Below are 16,693 nucleotides of genomic sequence, written 5' to 3'. Positions count from 1 at the left end.
CAGATGCATGAAAGGTCAAGAGGCTCCGAAGCTTGTCAGGCCTTCCGGATCCACACCTTGTTGTCATGGAAGGCGGCACCGCCGAAAGGCGCCGGCGAATCGGCGCCGGTCAGGGTGTTGATGCCGCGACCGTGCTGATGGGCCGCATTGGGCCAGATCGACTCGGCGATGACCACGCCGCGTACCAGCCCTGCGAAGATCGCCGCGGTCAGATGGACCGTGCCGCGCCGGTTGCCGACGACGACTTCGTCGCCGGCCGCGATGCCGAGCCCGGCCGCATCGTCCGGATGCAGCATCAGCGTCGGCTGCCCCTCCTTCTTCAGCGAGCCTGGCGTCTCATTGAAGGTCGAATTAAGGAAGCTGCGCGCCGGGCTGGTGGCGAGGCGGAAAGGATGCTCGTCATCGGCGAGCTCGATGACGTCCCACTGATCGGGTAGCGCCGGCAGCCGGTCATAAGGACCAACGAGGCCGTCATTGGCGTTCGGCACCTTCGGCCAGTCCGGCTTGAAGTGGAACTTGCCGTCGCGATGGCCGAATCCCTTCAGGTAATGCGCCGTCTCGAAATCCGGCTGTACGTCGAGGAAATCATTCGCGATCAGCTCGTCCAGCGTACCGCGCCCGCTCTCGCGCAGCGTCCAGTCGACGATTTCGCGCGGGGTCATGGCGAAGCCGCGATGCTCGGCGCCCAGCCGCTGCGCCAGCGCCGAGACGACCTCATGGTTCGAGCGGCACTCGCCCGGCGGCTCGATCAGCTTGCCGCCCCACATGATGTGCTGGTGGCCGCCGCCTTGGTAGAGATCGTCATGCTCCATGAACTGCGTCGCCGGCAGGACGATGTCGGCCATGGCCGCCGTCTCGGTCATGAACTGCTCGTGGACGACGGTGAACAGGTCCTCGCGGGCAAAGCCCTGCTTGACCAGCTCCTGCTCGGGCGCGACCGAGACCGGGTTGGTGTTCTGGATGAAGAGCGCCTTGACGGGGCCGCCATCGCGCAGGGCCGGCGCATCGCCGGTCAGGACGCGGCCGATCTGCGACTGGTCGAGCTGGCGCACGCCGCGCTCCATGGTGTCGAGCCCCTCGATCAGGCTCTTGCGCCATTTGTAGATGCCGCTGTTGCTGTGGAAGGCGCCGCCGCCCTCGTACTGCCAGGCTCCCGTCACCGCCGGCACCGACAGCGCCGCATGCATCGAGACCGCGCCGTTACGCTGGCGCGCGAAGCCGTAGCCGAGGCGGAAGAAGCTCCGCTTGCGGGTGCCGACCAGCGTGGCGAATTCCTCGATCTCGGCGACGCTCAGCCCGGTGATCGCCGCCGCCCATTCCGGCGTGCGCGTGGCGAGATGGGCTTCCAGCTCGTCGGGGCAGTCGGTATGGGCAGCGAGATAGTCGCGGTCGGCATGGCCGTCGCGGAAGAGGACATGCATCACCGCGCAGGCGAGCGCCGCGTCGGTGCCGGGCTTCAGGACGAGCGCGAGATCGGCCTGCTGCAGCGTGGCGTTGCGGTAGATGTCGATGGCGACGATCTTGGCGCCGCGCTCCTTCCGCGCCTTGATGGCGTGGTTCATGACGTTGACCTGGGTGTGCACGGCGTTGGTGCCCCAGATCACGACGCAGTCCGACTTCGCCATCTCGCGCGGATCGACGCCGGCGAGACGGCCCGTGCCGGCGATGAAACCGGTCCAGGCGGTCGTCGTGCAGATGGTCGAATACTGGCCCGAATAGCGCTTGGCGTGGCGCAGGCGGTTGATGCCGTCGCGCATCACCAGCCCCATCGTGCCGGCGTAGTAATAGGGCCAGACCGCCTCGGGGCCATGCTCGGCCTCGATGGCGAGGAAACCGCGCGCGATCTCGTCGAGCGCCTTGTCCCAGGAGATGCGCTCGAACTGCCCTGCCCCCTTCGGGCCGACGCGCTTCAGCGGGTGCAGCAGCCGGTCGGGATGGTGGATGCGCTCGGCGTAGCGGGCGACCTTGGCGCAGATCACGCCGTCGGTATAGCTCTGGCGCTTGGAGCCGCGCACGCGGCCGATGCTGCGCCCGTCGAGAACCTCGACCTCGAGCGAGCAGGCGGAAGGGCAGTCATGCGGGCAGACCGAGGGACGGATCTCGACGCGGGGCATCTGGTTCATGGAGTGGTTCTAATCCATCGCGTGGCGGCGCGGGAGCCGAAATTCGCGACAGGCCGCATGCGTAAGAAGCCGTCAACGCTAACCGCGTCTTAATCCTCCTGATCGACATTGCAGCAAGATCCCTTGCGAGAGGTGCCACGGCGCCGGAGTTCTCGACTATGCGTTGCGTTGCGTATCTGGCGGGCCTCGTGCTCGGCCTTGCCCTGTCCTTGCCCGGAGCCGCACAGGCCCAGTCGAGCGACTACACCCAGCTCACCTCGCCCCAGTCGGCCCAGAACTGGTATCTGACGGTCGGGGCGGGCCTGCGCTACCAGCCGGACTATACCGGCTCCGACGACTATCTCTTCCGGGCGCGCCCGATCATCTCGCTCGGCCGGGGGCTGAAGAGCACCTGGTGGGCGGCCGAGGACGACGCCATGCTCAGCATCGGCGTGTTCTCCGGCCAGGGCTGGCGCATCGGCTTCTCGGGCGATCTGCTCTGGAAGCGCAACGCCAAGGTCAACCCGGCGCTGGTCGCGGTGCCCCCCACGAAATTCGGTGGCGAGGCCGGCGCCTTCGCCGAATTCTATCCGACATCCTGGCTGCGCGCCCGCGTCGACGTCCGCCGCGGCATCGTCGCCCATGACGGCGTCGTCGCCGACCTCAAGCTCGACGCCTTCACCAATCTCGGCCCCTGGACCTTCGGCATCGGCCCGCGCATGCGCATCGCCAGCGCCGATTACGTGCGCACCTATTTCGGCACCAGCGGCGCCCTGCCCGGCACCGGCGGGCTGCTGCAGCGCTTCAATGCCGGCGTGCATTCGTATGGCGCACTGGCGCAGGCGACCTATCACTGGTCCGACCGACTCCAGACCACGACCTATGTCGAGTACAAGCGCCTGACCGGCGACGCCGCCCGCTCGCCGATCGTCCGGCCCTTCGGTTCGCGCAACTCGATCACCGTCGGCATCTCGGCGAGCTATTCCTTCGACACCGGATCGAACTACTCGCTCGGTTTCTGAGGAACGGCAGGGCCATGGCCGGGCAAGCGCCCGGTCAGGCTTGCGCCCCAAAAGAAAAGGGCGGACCGGCAAACCGGTCCGCCCTTTTTGCTTTTCAGCCTGAACTGCGGCTGCGATCAGCCGACGATCTCGTTGCCCGCGAAGAACTGGGCGATCTCGACGGCCGCCGTCTCGGCAGCGTCCGAGCCGTGCACGGTGTTCTCGCCGACCGACTGGGCGAAGAGCTTGCGGATGGTGCCCTCGGCGGCGTTGGCCGGGTTGGTGGCGCCCATCACGTCACGGTACTTGGCGATGGCGTCCTCGCCTTCCAGAACCTGCACGACGACCGGGCCGGAGGTCATGAACTCGACGAGCTCGCCGAAGAAGGGACGCGCCGAATGGACCGCGTAGAAGGTCTCGGCCTGGGCCTTGGTCATCTGGATGCGCTTCTGCGCGACGATCCGCAGGCCAGCCTTCTCGATGACCGCGTTGACCGCGCCGGTGAGGTTGCGCTTCGTCGCGTCGGGCTTGAGAATGGAGAAGGTACGCTGGACAGCCATCGAATGATCCTTGGAAGGGTCGAATAAGGGAATGCGGCGCGCTTATAGCTGCCGCCTTCGCACCCTACAAGGCTTGCCCCAAAAGGGGCGCACACCGGGCTACCGCACCGGAATCCATGAGCCGACTGAGCTGTTTCGTGCTAGGATGGCGCGTGAACAACAGGGAGCCAATCCATGGTTGTCGTTGCGATCGTCTTCGCGGGCTTCGTTTCCCTGCTCTGCCAGGTGCTGCTCGTGACGCCTGACTCCATCAGCAAGGACCGCAGGGGCAACCTGCCCCCGCCCTCGGGCGGCATCGCGGCCTTCTGAACGACGCGAGACCGCGTCGTCTCCGAGTAGCCGAACGTGGCGCTCAGTGCCGCGTCAGGAAAGTGCGGGCCTCGCGCAGCGCTTCCGCGATCTCGTCGCGGCTCATTTCCAGTGCCAGCTCCTGCCGATGCGCCGCCGCCCGGGCGCTGCCGCGTGCGAAGGCAATGTTGAACCAGGTCTGAGCCTTGACCAGATCGACGGCTCCTGCCCGCCCCGAAGCATGCATCAGCCCGAGCTCGCAATAGGCCTCGGCCGATACTTCCACCGGTGCCACCAGTGAAGCGGGGATCGCGCTCATCTCCATGCGTGCCATGATTGAACCCACCCTGTCTGTCGTTGCGGCCAGCCACCCGTCCAAGGCCCCGACCGATGAGTGCGAGAGTGGCCGCAACCGTTAAAGCGCGGGCTAAATTTTGCGATGAATCGAGTCTCAACGAGACGTCATCGCCAGGTTAAAGCAACGGGGCGTTTACGAAGGAATGCCGGAAAAGCGTTTCCGCTCAATGCCCTGACCAGAGCGGCGGAATGCCGGCGTTGATGATGGATTCACCTTGCCTCACGGAACCGCCGGCAAGAACTGTCGCTGCGGCATCTTGGAGCCGACGCAAAACGGCGCTATGGTTCACATGTAAACCATAACGGCCGACGGGCCGATCAGGAGGAAACGATGAGGACACTGGCGGCTTTCGGCCTGGCAGGCCTGGCGGCGTTCACTCTGGCCGGCGCGGCCACGCGCGCCTCGGCGCAGGAGGTGGTCGGCGTCTGGGAACGCGACACCGGCGCCTCGCGCGTGCGCTTCAGCAAATGCGGCGATGCGCTCTGCGGCACGATCTCATGGCTTAAGGATCCGAACGGTCCGGCGAAACTCGGCCAGCGCATCTTCTTCGACATGAAGCCGAACGGCGCGAACAAGTGGAACGGCAGCGCCTTCAACCCGGAGGACGGCAAGACCTATTCGGGCACGATGACGCTCTCGGGCAATGCGCTGACCACGGCAGGCTGTGTCATGGGCGGCTTGATCTGCCGCACGGTGAAGTGGTCGCGGACCAATTGAGCCGGTTTTCCTTCTCCCCTCGGGGAGAACGTGTCTGCGAAGCAAACGGATGAGGAAAGGGTGGCGCTGACGGCCCTCATCCGTCAGCGCTTCGCACTGCCACCTTCTCCCCCGGGGGAGAAGGGAGAGCAGTTCAGCTCGCCTTCTGGCCGAAGAGGACCGCCTTCTGCTCCGGCGTGTTGATGCCGGCCGGGCTGCGCAGCTCCTCGCCGACCTTGAGGCCGCGCTCGACCGCGGGGCGAGCGAGCATCGTCTCGATCCAGCGGCCGACATGCGGGAACTGCTTGATGTCCTGGCCCTGCCGCTCCCAGCCGCGGGCCCAGCCGATGCAAGCCATGTCGGCGATGGAATAATCGCCGCAGATGTAGTCGCGGCCCGCGAGCCGCTTGTTCAGCACGCCATAGAGGCGGTTCGCCTCATTGGTGTAGCGCTCGATGGCGTAGGGCACCTGTTCAGGCGCGTAGAGGCGGAAATGATGGGTCTGGCCGAGCATCGGGCCAAAACCGCCCATCTGCCAGAACAGCCACTCGTCGACCGCGACGCGGCCACGCTCGTCCTTCGGATAGAACTTCCCGGTCTTGCGGCCGAGATATTGGAGAATGGCGCCGGATTCGAAGACGGAAATCGGCTTGCCGTCCGGCCCGTCGGGATCGACGATGGCCGGCATGCGGTTGTTGGGGGAGATGGCGAGGAACTCGGGCTTGAACTGGTCGCCCTTGCCGATGTTCACCGGAACGACGTTGTAGGGCAGCCCGCATTCTTCGAGCATGATGCTGATCTTGTAGCCGTTCGGCGTCGGCCAGAAATAGAGGTCGATCGGATGGGCGGGAGCTTGCGACATCGGTAGCTTCCTTGCTGCGACGAAACTTCAGCCGCCAATCTATGGTTAGGCCGGCTGGGCCGGAAGGGGCTGCGCCCGCCCCCAGCGCGACTGCGCCATGTCCTCCCCGCGTGTAACCTTTTCAGGTTCAGAGCGGCTTCTTGAAGCCCTCATGGCTCTGGTCGAAGCCGAGTTTGCGGTAGAAGCGATGGGCATCGACGCGGCTCTTGTTCGAGGTCAGCTCGACGAGACCGGCGCCGCTCTCCTCGGCAAAGGCCAGGGCGTGGCGGATCATCAGCGCACCGATGCCGAGCCCGCGGCTCTCCGGCGAAACGTGGACGCTCTCGATCTTGGCGCGTTTGCGCCCGCGCGCGATGAGGCCGGGGATCAGCGTGATCTGAAAGGTGCCGATCACCTGCCCTGCCCGCTCGGCGACGCAGAGCGCGCTGTCCCTGCTGGCAGCGATCTCGGCGAAGGCCTCGGCATAGGCGGGGTGACGTGCCTCGGCGGCGATCTCCTCCGGCGTCAACGTCTGCGTCGGCGCGCCGAGCATCATGAGTTCCACGATGCGTGCGACATCCTCGGCCCGCGCGCGGCGGATGGTGATTTCGGCGGCGGAGACAGATGTCCTGGTCATCGCATCGGCTTTCGGCTCAGGCACAGACGGGAAGTGGGCGCGAGGTCACTCGGCAAAGAGGCGCTTGGCCATCAGCAGCGTGTTCGGCGTGTCGTCGCGGCCGTCGAAGCGCGCCTGGCGCTGCAGGAAGAAACCCATGCGTTCGTAGAAGGCGATCGCCGGTTCGTTCTGGCTCTCGACCTCGAGGCGGGCGACCGGCGCCTTCGGAAAGCAGGCGAGCGCGACCTGCAGCAGCGTGCGGCCGATGCCGACACCCTGCCAGGCCGGCAGGACATAGAGCCGGGTCAGCAGCGCCGCGCCGTCGCGTTCCGGTCTGGCGGATGCCGTGGCGACGATCTCCGCACCGACCGACGCGACGAGGAAGACGCCCTCGTCGCGGCCGAGCTGGCTGTGCAGATTCTCCGGCGAATGCCAGGCATTGGTGATCTCGGCGACCCGCTGCCAACCATAGATGCCGTCATAGGTCGCATGCCAGGTCTCGACCAGAAGCGCCCTGACCGCCGGGATGTCGGCGGCTTCGGCGTCACGGATGACGAGGTCGGCGGGGGTCATCCCAATCGTCCAGCTTGCGCAGGGAACACCGCGATCATCCCGGATTTGCCCCGGGATCCAGGCCGGAGCGCTTCCGAAAAAGCTTCAAGCATGGATCCCGGATCTCCGCGTCGCAGCGTCCGGGATGACGGCGTATTCGATCACTCGATCCCCAGCTTCTTCTTCAGGATCTCGTTGAGGGCCTGTGGGTTGGCCTTGCCGCCGGAGGCCTTCATTGCCTGGCCGACGAACCAGCCCAGCATGGTCGGCTTGGCCTTGACCTGCTCGACCTTGTCGGGATTGGCCGCGATCAGCTCGTCGACGGCCTTCTCGATCGCGCCGGTGTCGGTGACCTGCTTCATGCCGCGGGTCTCGACGATCTGGCGCGGGTCGCCGCCCTCGGTCCAGAGGATCTCGAAGAGGTCCTTGGCGATGCGGCCCGAGATGACGTTCTCGCCGATCAGGTCGACGAGCCCGCCGAGCTGGAGGGCCGACACAGGAGAGGACGCGATGTCCTTGCCTTCCTTGTTGAGGCGGCCGAACAGCTCGTTGATCACCCAGTTCGCGGCGGCCTTGCCGTCGCGGCCCTTCGCCACCGCCTCGAAATAATCGGCCTGCTCGCGCTCGGCGACGAGCACCGAGGCGTCATAGGGCGACAACCCGTATTCCGCGATGAAGCGGGCCTTCTTGGCGTCCGGCAGCTCCGGCAGTGCGCCCTTCAGATTCGCGACGAAGGCGTCGTCGAATTCGAGCGGCAGCAGATCGGGATCGGGGAAGTAGCGGTAGTCATGCGCCTCTTCCTTGGAGCGCATCGAGCGGGTCTCGCCCTTGCCGGGATCGTAGAGCCTCGTCTCCTGGTCGATCGTGCCGCCATCCTCGATAATGCCGATCTGGCGGCGCGCCTCGACCTCGACCGCCTGGCCGATGAAACGGATCGAGTTGACGTTCTTGATCTCGCAGCGCGTGCCGAGCTCGTCGCCGGGCTTGCGGACGGACACGTTCACGTCGGCGCGGAGATTGCCCTTCTCCATGTCGCCGTCGCAGGTGCCGAGATAGCGCAGGATGGTGCGCAGCTTCGAGACATAGGCCTTCGCCTCCTCGGCCGAGCGCAGATCCGGCTTGGAGACGATCTCCATCAGCGCCACGCCCGAACGGTTGAGGTCGACGAAGCTCATCGTCGGATGCTGGTCGTGGATCGACTTGCCGGCGTCCTGCTCCAGATGCAGGCGCTCGATGCCGACCGTGATCTGCTCGGTCGGCGAGAGATCGACCACGATCTCACCCTCGCCCACGATCGGGCTCTTGTACTGGCTGATCTGGTAGCCCTGCGGCAGGTCCGGATAGAAATAGTTCTTGCGGTCGAAGACCGAGCGATTGTTGATCTGCGCGTTGAGGCCGAGGCCCGTGCGCACCGCCTGGCGGACGCATTCGGCGTTGATCACCGGCAGCATGCCCGGCATCGCCGCATCGACGAGGCTGACATGTTCGTTCGGCTCGGCGCCGAAGCCGGTGGAAGCCCCGGAGAACAGCTTGGCGTTGGAGGTGACCTGGGCGTGGATCTCCATGCCGATCACCACTTCCCAATCCCCGGTCGCGCCCTTGATCAGCTTCTTGGGGTCGGCGGGGCGGACATGCGCGTTCATCTCTAACCTTTCGGCTCTCAAACTCGGCTACGCGTTACGCTTTCGGCGAACGGGCGGCAAGGGTCACGGCGAGCAAGGATCACAGTGCGCGGAGGTCGCCGCGCGCAAGACGCATTCCTCGCGCCAAGGCCTCGACGCGTCATCCGGAGGCCGAAACGCGTTGCACTCCTGCAACCAGATGGCGGGAACATTGCTTATTTGTGTCAGGAAGGCGTCTTATGATGGGTGATGGTTCTTGACATTCGTCACTGCCATACCCTTCTTGCGCCAACGGCCGGAAACCAACGATGATATGCCTGGCCCGCAATCCGGAGTTTCTCCATGTCACGCAGCCGTTTTATCGGCCTGGTGCTCGCTGCCGCCGCGTCGACCATCCTCGTTCAGCAGGATGCGTCCGCCCAGGGAGCGCCGCCGGCCCCGCCCGTCCAGATCGCCAACCCACTCGCCAAACGCGTCACCAACTGGGACGAGTATACGGGCCGCTTCGAAGCGAGCGAGCAGGTCGAGGTGCGCGCGCGCGTCTCCGGCTTCATCGACCGCGTCCATTTCCGTGACGGCGCGCTGGTTCAGAAGGGCGATCTCCTCTTTACCATCGATCAGCGGCCTTACAAACTGGCCGTCGATGTGGCGCAGGCCGACATCGCCCGCGCCAAGGCGCAGGTCGATCTTGCCCGCAACGAGGTCGAGCGCGCCGAGGGCCTGACCCAGAACCGCACGATCACGGCGCGCGACGTCGACCAGCGGCGGGCCAATCTCGACAGCGCCGTCGGCACGCTGCAGGGCGCGGAGGCAAATCTCAAGACCGCCCAGCTCAATCTCGAATGGACCGAGGTGCGCGCGCCGCTGGCGGGTCGCATCTCGAACCGCCGCGTCGATCCGGGCAACCTGATCTCGGGCGGCCAGTCCGGCGCGACGCTGCTGACCACCATCGTCGCGGTCGATCCGATCTACTTCACCTTCGATGTCTCGGAGGCCGACTATCTGCGCTATGCCCGCATGGCCAATCCGCGCGACGGTGCCAGCCGCGATTCCGGCACGGTGGTCGAAGTGCGCCTGTCCGACGAGGCGAAATGGGACCGCCGCGGCAAGGTCAACTTCCTCGACAACGCGCTCAATGCGCGTTCGGCCACCATTCGCGGCCGCGCCGTGTTCGACAACAAGGACCAGTTCCTGACCCCCGGCGTGTTCGGCCGCCTGCGCTTCTTCGCCGGTGAGGCGGATGCGCTGCTGGTGCCCGACGCCGTCATCGCCTCGGACCAGTCCCACAAGGTCGTGCTGACCGTCGGCCCCGAGAACAAGGTGGTGCCGAAGATCGTCGAGCTCGGCCCGCTCAGCGAAGGCCTGCGCGTGATCCGCGCCGGCCTGACCTCGCAGGACAAGGTCATCGTCGGCGGCAATGCCAATCCGATGGTCCGTCCGGGCGTGGCGGTCACGCCGCAGCCGGGCGAGATCAAGGTCGCGACAACGAACTGACCGGTCGGGGGCCGGCCCTCGGCCCCTGACACGACAATCCGGGCGCCTCGCGGCGCCCGTCCGCCTTTTCCGGACAGGACCTTCCATGTTCCGCTTCGCCCATTTCTTCATCGACCGGCCGATCTTCGCCACGGTCCTCTCGATCCTGCTGACGATCGCCGGCGCGATCGCCCAGCGCTCCCTGCCGATCGCCGAATATCCCGAGATCGCCCCGCCGACGGTGTCGATCCGCGCCACCTATCCCGGCGCCTCGGCCGAGACGGTCGCCGCCACGGTGGCGACGCCGATCGAGCAGGAGGTGAACGGCGTCGACGACATGCTCTACATCACCTCGCAGTCGACCGGCGACGGCGTGGTGACGATCAACGTCGTGTTCAAGGGCGGCACCGATATCGACCAGGCGCAGGTGCTGGTGCAGAACCGCGTCTCCCAGGCCGAACCGCGCCTGCCGCAGGACGTGCGGGCGCTGGGCGTCCAGGTGCGCAAGGCCTCGCCCGACTTCCTGATGGTCATCAACATGATCTCGCCGGACGGGTCGCGCGACGCGCAATACATCTCCAACTACGCCTCGCTCTATGTGAAGGACGTGCTGACCCGCGTCGACGGCGTCGGCGACGTACAGGTCTTCGGCGCGCGCGACTTCTCGATGCGCATCTGGCTCGACCCGGCCAAGGTCGCCTCGCGCAACCTGACGGCGAGCGACGTCGTCGCCGCGCTCAGGGCGGCAAACGTGCAGGTGGCCGCCGGCGCGCTGAACCAGCCGCCCGCGAAGTCGAACGAGGCCTTCCAGCTCTCGGTCAATACGCTCGGCCGCCTGACCGACGTCTCCGAGTTCGAGAACATCGTCGTGCGCTCCGACGCCGATGGCGGCACCATCCGCGTCCGCGACATCGCCCGCGTCGAGCTCGGCTCGCAGGACTACACAACCAACGCCTATCTCGACAACAGGAACACCGTCGCCATCGGCGTCTTCCAGCGGCCCGGCTCGAACGCGCTCGCGACATCGGACAAGCTGATCGCGACGATGAGCGACATGTCCAAGCAGTTCCCGCCGGGACTCGAGCACCGCATCATCTACAACCCGACCGAGTTCATCGCGCAGTCGGTCGACGCGGTGGTGCACACGCTGTTCGAGGCGATGATCCTCGTCGTCGTGGTGGTGATCCTGTTCCTGCAGACCTGGCGGGCGGCGGTGATCCCGATCGTCGCGATCCCTGTCTCGCTGGTCGGCACCTTCCTGATCATGAGCGCGGTCGGCATCTCCTTCAACACGATCTCGCTGCTCGCGCTGGTGCTGGCGATCGGCATCGTCGTCGACGACGCGATCGTGGTCGTCGAGAACGTCGAGCGCTATCTGGCGCAGGGAATGTCGCCCAAGGAGGCCGCGCACAAGACCATGGACGAGGTCGGCGGCGCGCTGCTCGCGATCGCGCTCGTGCTCTGCGCGGTGTTCATCCCAACCGCCTTCATCAGCGGCCTGCAGGGCACATTCTACCAGCAGTTCGCCGTCACCATCGCGGCCTCGACCGCGATCTCCTGCTTTGTCTCGCTGACGCTCTCGCCGGCGATGTCGGCGCTGCTGCTGAAGCCGCACAAGGCGCATGACCCGCATGAGCAGCACGGCTTCATCTACAAGCTGGGCGCGCCTGTGCGCTGGTTCTTCCACTACTTCAACGCGGCCTTCGACTGGCTTTCGCGCAGCTATGGGCGCGTCACCTCGCGGCTGATCCGCCTCGCCGTGATCCTGCTCATCGTCTATGCCGGGCTGATCGCGCTGACCGCGCAGCGGCTGGTCCAGACGCCGACCGGCCTCGTTCCGCAGCTCGACCGCGGCTATTTCATCGCCGTGATCCAGTTGCCGCCCGGCTCCTCGCTCGAGCGTACCGACGCCGTGCTGCGCAGGGCCAACGAGATCCTGCAGTCCCGCCCCGGCGTTGCGCATACCGTCGCCTTCGCCGGCCTCGATGGCGCGACCTTCACCATCGCGCCGAACACCGGCGTCGCCTTCGTCACGCTCTCCCCCTTCGAAGAGCGCGTGAAGCAGGGCCTGACGACCCAGGGCATCTTCGGCGACCTCCGCCAGCAGATGTTCGGGATTTCGGAAGCCTTCACCCTGCTGATCGAGCCGCCGGCGATTTCCGGCATCGGCAATGGCGGCGGCCTCAAGGGCTATGTGCAGGATCGCAGCGGGCGCGGTCTCGCGGCGCTCGAAGGCGCGGCCTGGACGGTCGCCGGCTCGGCCGGCCAGCTGCCCTTCATCGTGCAGCCCTTCACCCTGTTCTCGACCAAGACGCCGCAGATCTACGCCGATATCGACCGCACCAAGGCGGAGATGCTCGGCGTGCCCGTCACCCGCATCTTCGAGACGCTGTCGATCTATATGGGCTCGGCCTATATCAACGACTTCAACCTGCTGGGCCGCACCTTCCGCGTCACGGCACAGGCTGACAATCCGTTCCGCCTGACCACCCGCGACGTCGCCAATCTCAAGACCCGCAACGCGGATGGCGAGATGGTGCCGATCGGCTCGGTCGCCACCTTCAAGGACACGACCGGCGCCTATCGCGTGCCGCGCTACAATCTCTATCCAGCAGCGGAAGTGCAGCTTTCGATGGCGCACGGCTTCTCCACCGGCCAGGGCATCGCGGCGGTCGAGAAGATCGCGGCCGAGCGCCTGCCGGCCGGCTTCGGCTTCGAATGGACCGAGATCGCGCTGCAGGAGAAGCTCGCCGGCAACACCGCGATCGTCGCCTTCGGCCTGGCGGTGGTCTTCGTCTTCCTGCTGCTGGCGGCTCTCTACGAGAGCTGGCTGCTGCCGCTGGCGGTCATCCTGATCGTGCCGATGTGTATCCTGGCGGCGATGTTCGGGGTGAACTACGCCAATCTCGACCGCAACATCCTGGTCGATATCGGCCTGGTGGTGCTCGTCGGCCTGGCGGCGAAGAACGCGATCCTGATCGTCGAGTTCGCCAAGCAGGCCGAGGACGAAGGCATGAACCGGCGCGACGCGGCCATCGCCGCGGCCCGGACGCGACTGCGGCCGATCCTGATGACCTCGGTCGCCTTCATCCTGGGCGTGCTGCCGCTGACCATCTCGGTCGGCGCCGGCGCCGAGATGCGCCAGGCGATGGGCATCGCGGTGTTCTCCGGCATGCTGGGCGTGACCTTCTTCGGCCTGATCTTCACGCCGGTGTTCTACGTGATGGTGCGCTGGCTGGCGGATCTGCGCGGGACCAAGCGGAAGGTGCAGGCCCCGCCGCCGGCCGAGCCGACAGCGGCGCACTGAAAGCCGCCGGCGGCCGCTCCGGCAACCGGAGCCACGAACAAGAAAGGGGCCGCAATTGCGGCCCCTTTTCGTTTCGCCTCCACTCCGGGGCTTTCGGAGCCCGAGCAGCGAAGCCTTTCGGAAAGGATCAGACCAGGCGCCGCGCCACCGCCCGGCAGCCCAGAGCGAGGCCCATCGCAATGACGGTCGCGATGGCTCTCGCGGCAGGATCGGGAACAGCCTCCCCTCGCGCCATCTGGACGATCGTCAGCAGGACCAGCAGGACAGCGACGAAGGCGAGGATGCCGGCGAGCACCGTCAGGCAGGCATAGGCCATGGCGCGGCTGAAGATCATGGCCGTCTCCTCGCGGGGCATCCGATCGCCAATCTCTACGAGCCAGCGGTCAATAGCGAGCCCTCATCCTGAGGAGCGCCGCAGGCGCGTCTCGAAGGATGATCCAGCATGCACGGGAGCCCAATGGAGCATCCTTCGAGACGCCGTTCCCTGCGGAACGGCTCCTCAGGATGAGGGCTCGGAAAGCTTCAGGGCGGGCGCCTCAGCCCCACCAGCGCTCGCTCACCGGGAAGCGGCCCGCCGCCTGCTCGATCACCTCGCCGAGCGAGAACAGCGTCTCCTCGTCGAAGGGGCGGCCGATGAGCTGGAGGCCGAGCGGCAGGCCCTGGCTGTCCAGCCCTGCCGGCACCGCGATGCCTGGCAGGCCGGCCATGTTCACCGTCACGGTGAAGATGTCGTTCAGGTACATCTCGACCGGGTCGGCCGAGCCCTTCTCGCCGATGCCGAAGGCCGCCGAAGGCGTCGCCGGCGTCAGAACCGCATCGATGCCGTCGGCATAAACCGTCTCGAAATCGCGCTTGATCAGGGTGCGGACCTTCTGGGCGCGCAGATAATAGGCGTCGTAATAGCCGGCCGAGAGCACGTAGGTGCCGATCATGATGCGGCGCTTGACCTCGGCGCCGAAGCCGGCGGCGCGGGTCTTCTCATACATCTCGACGATGTCCTTGCCCTGCTCGCGCAGGCCGTAGCGGACGCCGTCATAGCGGGCGAGGTTGGACGAAGCCTCGGCTGGGGCGACGATGTAATAGGCCGGCAGGGCGTATTTCGTGTGCGGCAGCGAGATCTCGACGATCTCGGCACCGGCCGCCTTGAGCCATTCGATGCCCTTCTGCCAGAGCGCGTCGATCTCGGGGTTCAGCCCCTCCAGCCGGTATTCCCGGGGAATGCCGATCTTCATGCCCTTCACCGAACGGCCGACGGCGTATTCGTAATCCGGCACCGGGGTATCGACGCAGGTGGTGTCCTTCGGGTCATGCCCGGCCATGGAGCGGAGCATCGCGGCGCAGTCGCGCACGCTCTTACCGATCGGCCCGGCCTGGTCGAGCGAGGAGGCGAAGGCGACGATGCCCCAGCGCGAGCAGCGGCCATAGGTCGGCTTGATGCCGACCGTGCCTGTGAAGGCGGCCGGCTGGCGGATCGAGCCGCCGGTGTCGGTCGCGGTGGCGGCGAGGCAAAGATCGGCAGCGACGGCGGTCGCCGAGCCACCCGAGGAGCCGCCCGGCACGAGATGGTTGCCTTCGACCGCCCCGCCCTGCCCGGCTCCGACATTGGAACCGCTGCGCCGCCAGGGGTTGACGACGTTGCCGAAAGCCGAGGTCTCGTTGGACGAGCCCATGGCGAATTCGTCGTTGTTCAGCTTGCCGAGCATCACCGCGCCGTCGCGCCAGAGCTGGCTAGAGACGGTCGATTCATAGGGCGGCACGAAATTGCCGAGGATCTTCGAGCAGGCGGTGGTGCGCACGCCCTGTGTCGCGAAGAGGTCCTTGATGCCGAGCGGCAGCCCCTCGAGCGGCCCGGCCTCGCCTTTGGCGATGCGCTCGTCTGAGGCGGCGGCCTGCTTCAGGGCATGCTCGGGCGTTTCGAGCACGTAAGCGTTGAGGGCGCGGCCCTTCTCGACGGCGGCGATATGCGCCTTGGTCAGCTCGGTCGCGGTGAAGGTCTTGGCCTTCAGGCCGTCACGGGCCTCGGTCAGGGTCAGGCGGGTGAGATCGGTCACGGGAGAATTCCGGAGTTATCTGGTCAAAAGACCCCCGATCGCGCTGCGCGCGTCCGGGGTGATCGAACAAGCGCGTTTCGCGCCTATTCGATCACCTTGGGCACCATGAAGTAATCGTCTTCGGAAACCGGGGCGTTGGCGACAATCTCGTCGGCGATCTCGCCGTCATCGACCACGTCCTCGCGCTGCTTCATCGCCATCGGCGTCACCGAGGTCATCGGCTCGACGCCCTCAACATTGACCTCGTTGAGCTGTTCGACGAAGCCGAGGATGGCGTTGAGCTCGCCTTGCAGCTTGGGCAGATCCGCCTCCGGAACGGCGATGCGCGCGAGATGCGCGACGCGCTTGACGGTGGCGAGATCGACCGACATGGCGGACTCCTGAATGGGGCGCGGCTTATGCGCCTGAAAACGGTTCGCCGGGGCTATAGCGCGGCGAACACCCCGACGTAAATCAACATTGACGATCCGGGAGCCCGGCTCAGATCGCGAAGGCTTCGCCCTTCTTCGGCACCACGACCTCGATGCCGCTGCCCTGCATCCCGGCGACGAAAGCATCGGCGTTCGAGTCGATGATCGGAAACGAGCCGTAATGGCAGGGAATCGCCACCTTCGGCTTGACGAAGCGGGTCATGGCGAGCGCCGCGACCTTGCCGCCCATGGTGAAGCGGTCGCCGACCGGGCAGATGCAGGCTTCGACGCCATGGATCTCGCTGAGGAGCGCCATGTCCGAGAAGATGTCGGTGTCGCCCATATGCCAGAGCGTCTTCTCGCCCTTCGCCTTGATGATGGCCCCGTTGGGGCTGCCGACCGGGACGGCGACGCCGGCCTCGCCCATTCCCGCCGAATGGTCGGCGCGGACCAGCGTGACGCTGAACGGGCCGAGATCGACAGTGCCGCCGGTGTTCATCGGCTGGAACTTCTTCAGCCCCTTCGCGGCGAGATGCATGGCGAGGTCGTAATTGGTGATGACCGTCGCGCCGGTCTTCTCGGCGATGTCGAGCGTGTCGCCGACATGGTCGCCATGGCCGTGGGTGACGACGATATGGGTCACGCCGCTGGAGATGGCCGCGATATCGCCCTCGAAGCCCGGATTACCGGTGAAGAACGGGTCGATCAGGATGACGGCGCCGTCGATCTCGGCGCGGAAGGCGGAATGGCCGTACCAGGTGAGCTTCATGCGGGGACTCCAGGCTTTTCAGTTGCCGGCCCCTATCTAGGCCGATC

Annotated in this window: 16 protein-coding genes; 5 read left to right on the top strand and 11 right to left on the bottom strand. The window is 66.3% G+C overall.

Going from position 1 to position 16,693, the window contains the following annotated elements:
• Window positions 1-35: 35 nt before the first annotated feature.
• The gene (locus AB6806_RS04250) at window positions 36-2,123 is read right to left on the bottom strand and encodes a molybdopterin-containing oxidoreductase family protein (protein ID WP_370954158.1); all 2,088 of its coding nucleotides are present in this window, start codon (window positions 2,121-2,123) and stop codon (window positions 36-38) included.
• Between the two features lie 158 nt (window positions 2,124-2,281).
• Between AB6806_RS04250 and AB6806_RS04245 the strand changes: the two genes are divergently transcribed.
• Window positions 2,282-3,124: a MipA/OmpV family protein gene (locus AB6806_RS04245; protein ID WP_051988489.1), complete on the top strand. Its 843-nt coding sequence runs from the start codon at window positions 2,282-2,284 to the stop codon at window positions 3,122-3,124.
• Between the two features lie 116 nt (window positions 3,125-3,240).
• On the opposite strand, the gene ndk is transcribed toward AB6806_RS04245, so the two are convergent.
• Window positions 3,241-3,663, bottom strand: coding sequence for a nucleoside-diphosphate kinase (gene ndk / locus AB6806_RS04240; RefSeq protein WP_038368099.1), 423 nt, complete (start codon window positions 3,661-3,663; stop codon window positions 3,241-3,243).
• 174 nt (window positions 3,664-3,837) lie between these two features.
• Here ndk and AB6806_RS04235 point away from each other — a divergent pair, with 174 nt between their 5' ends.
• Entirely contained in the window at window positions 3,838-3,972 is a 135-nt protein-coding gene (locus tag AB6806_RS04235) for a hypothetical protein (RefSeq protein WP_260368324.1), read from the top strand.
• A gap of 43 nt (window positions 3,973-4,015) precedes the next feature.
• Here the strand turns inward: AB6806_RS04235 and AB6806_RS04230 are convergent, their stop codons facing one another.
• On the bottom strand, window positions 4,016-4,285 hold the full coding sequence (locus tag AB6806_RS04230; RefSeq protein WP_038368102.1) for a hypothetical protein: 270 nt from the start codon (window positions 4,283-4,285) through the stop codon (window positions 4,016-4,018).
• 354 nt (window positions 4,286-4,639) lie between these two features.
• On the opposite strand from AB6806_RS04230, the gene AB6806_RS04225 reads away from it, so the two are divergent.
• Window positions 4,640-5,026 (top strand): DUF2147 domain-containing protein, encoded by a 387-nt coding sequence (locus AB6806_RS04225; RefSeq protein WP_133565586.1) that lies wholly within the window; start codon window positions 4,640-4,642, stop codon window positions 5,024-5,026.
• 133 nt (window positions 5,027-5,159) lie between these two features.
• Here AB6806_RS04225 and AB6806_RS04220 read toward each other — a convergent pair whose 3' ends face one another.
• The 4 genes from AB6806_RS04220 to gatB form a co-directional block, all read right to left on the bottom strand.
• A complete protein-coding gene (locus AB6806_RS04220) occupies window positions 5,160-5,867 on the bottom strand; it encodes a glutathione S-transferase N-terminal domain-containing protein (protein WP_133565587.1) in 708 nt (235 codons plus the stop codon).
• 127 nt (window positions 5,868-5,994) lie between these two features.
• Window positions 5,995-6,483, bottom strand: coding sequence for a GNAT family N-acetyltransferase (locus AB6806_RS04215; protein WP_133565588.1), 489 nt, complete (start codon window positions 6,481-6,483; stop codon window positions 5,995-5,997).
• Window positions 6,484-6,528: 45 nt separating this feature from the next.
• The gene (locus AB6806_RS04210; RefSeq protein WP_038368112.1) at window positions 6,529-7,035 is read right to left on the bottom strand and encodes a GNAT family N-acetyltransferase; all 507 of its coding nucleotides are present in this window, start codon (window positions 7,033-7,035) and stop codon (window positions 6,529-6,531) included.
• A 140-nt stretch (window positions 7,036-7,175) separates the two neighbouring features.
• Window positions 7,176-8,657 carry an Asp-tRNA(Asn)/Glu-tRNA(Gln) amidotransferase subunit GatB gene (gatB, locus tag AB6806_RS04205; protein ID WP_038368115.1) on the bottom strand — a complete coding sequence of 494 codons (1,482 nt, stop codon included), beginning with the start codon at window positions 8,655-8,657 and terminating at the stop codon, window positions 7,176-7,178.
• 321 nt (window positions 8,658-8,978) lie between these two features.
• Here gatB and AB6806_RS04200 point away from each other — a divergent pair, with 321 nt between their 5' ends.
• Window positions 8,979-10,130: an efflux RND transporter periplasmic adaptor subunit gene (locus tag AB6806_RS04200; RefSeq protein ID WP_038368118.1), complete on the top strand. Its 1,152-nt coding sequence runs from the start codon at window positions 8,979-8,981 to the stop codon at window positions 10,128-10,130.
• A gap of 85 nt (window positions 10,131-10,215) precedes the next feature.
• Window positions 10,216-13,416 carry an efflux RND transporter permease subunit gene (locus AB6806_RS04195; protein ID WP_038368120.1) on the top strand — a complete coding sequence of 1,067 codons (3,201 nt, stop codon included), beginning with the start codon at window positions 10,216-10,218 and terminating at the stop codon, window positions 13,414-13,416.
• Window positions 13,417-13,543: 127 nt separating this feature from the next.
• Here AB6806_RS04195 and AB6806_RS04190 read toward each other — a convergent pair whose 3' ends face one another.
• From AB6806_RS04190 to AB6806_RS04175, 4 genes are all read right to left on the bottom strand, one after another.
• Window positions 13,544-13,750, bottom strand: a complete 207-nt coding sequence (locus tag AB6806_RS04190; protein WP_142020759.1) for a hypothetical protein — start codon at window positions 13,748-13,750, stop codon at window positions 13,544-13,546.
• 202 nt (window positions 13,751-13,952) lie between these two features.
• Window positions 13,953-15,467: an Asp-tRNA(Asn)/Glu-tRNA(Gln) amidotransferase subunit GatA gene (gatA, locus tag AB6806_RS04185; protein WP_370954157.1), complete on the bottom strand. Its 1,515-nt coding sequence runs from the start codon at window positions 15,465-15,467 to the stop codon at window positions 13,953-13,955.
• Between the two features lie 83 nt (window positions 15,468-15,550).
• Window positions 15,551-15,838: an Asp-tRNA(Asn)/Glu-tRNA(Gln) amidotransferase subunit GatC gene (gene gatC / locus AB6806_RS04180; RefSeq protein ID WP_038368128.1), complete on the bottom strand. Its 288-nt coding sequence runs from the start codon at window positions 15,836-15,838 to the stop codon at window positions 15,551-15,553.
• Between the two features lie 109 nt (window positions 15,839-15,947).
• The gene (locus tag AB6806_RS04175) at window positions 15,948-16,646 is read right to left on the bottom strand and encodes a metal-dependent hydrolase (RefSeq protein WP_191123494.1); all 699 of its coding nucleotides are present in this window, start codon (window positions 16,644-16,646) and stop codon (window positions 15,948-15,950) included.
• Window positions 16,647-16,693 lie beyond the last annotated feature (47 nt).

Source organism: Allobosea sp. RCC_152_1 (assembly GCF_041360765.1).
GTDB lineage: Bacteria > Pseudomonadota > Alphaproteobacteria > Rhizobiales > Beijerinckiaceae > Allobosea > Allobosea spartocytisi.
The sequence above is the reverse complement of the archived record's forward strand: the minus strand, read 5'-3'. Positions and strand labels throughout refer to the sequence as shown.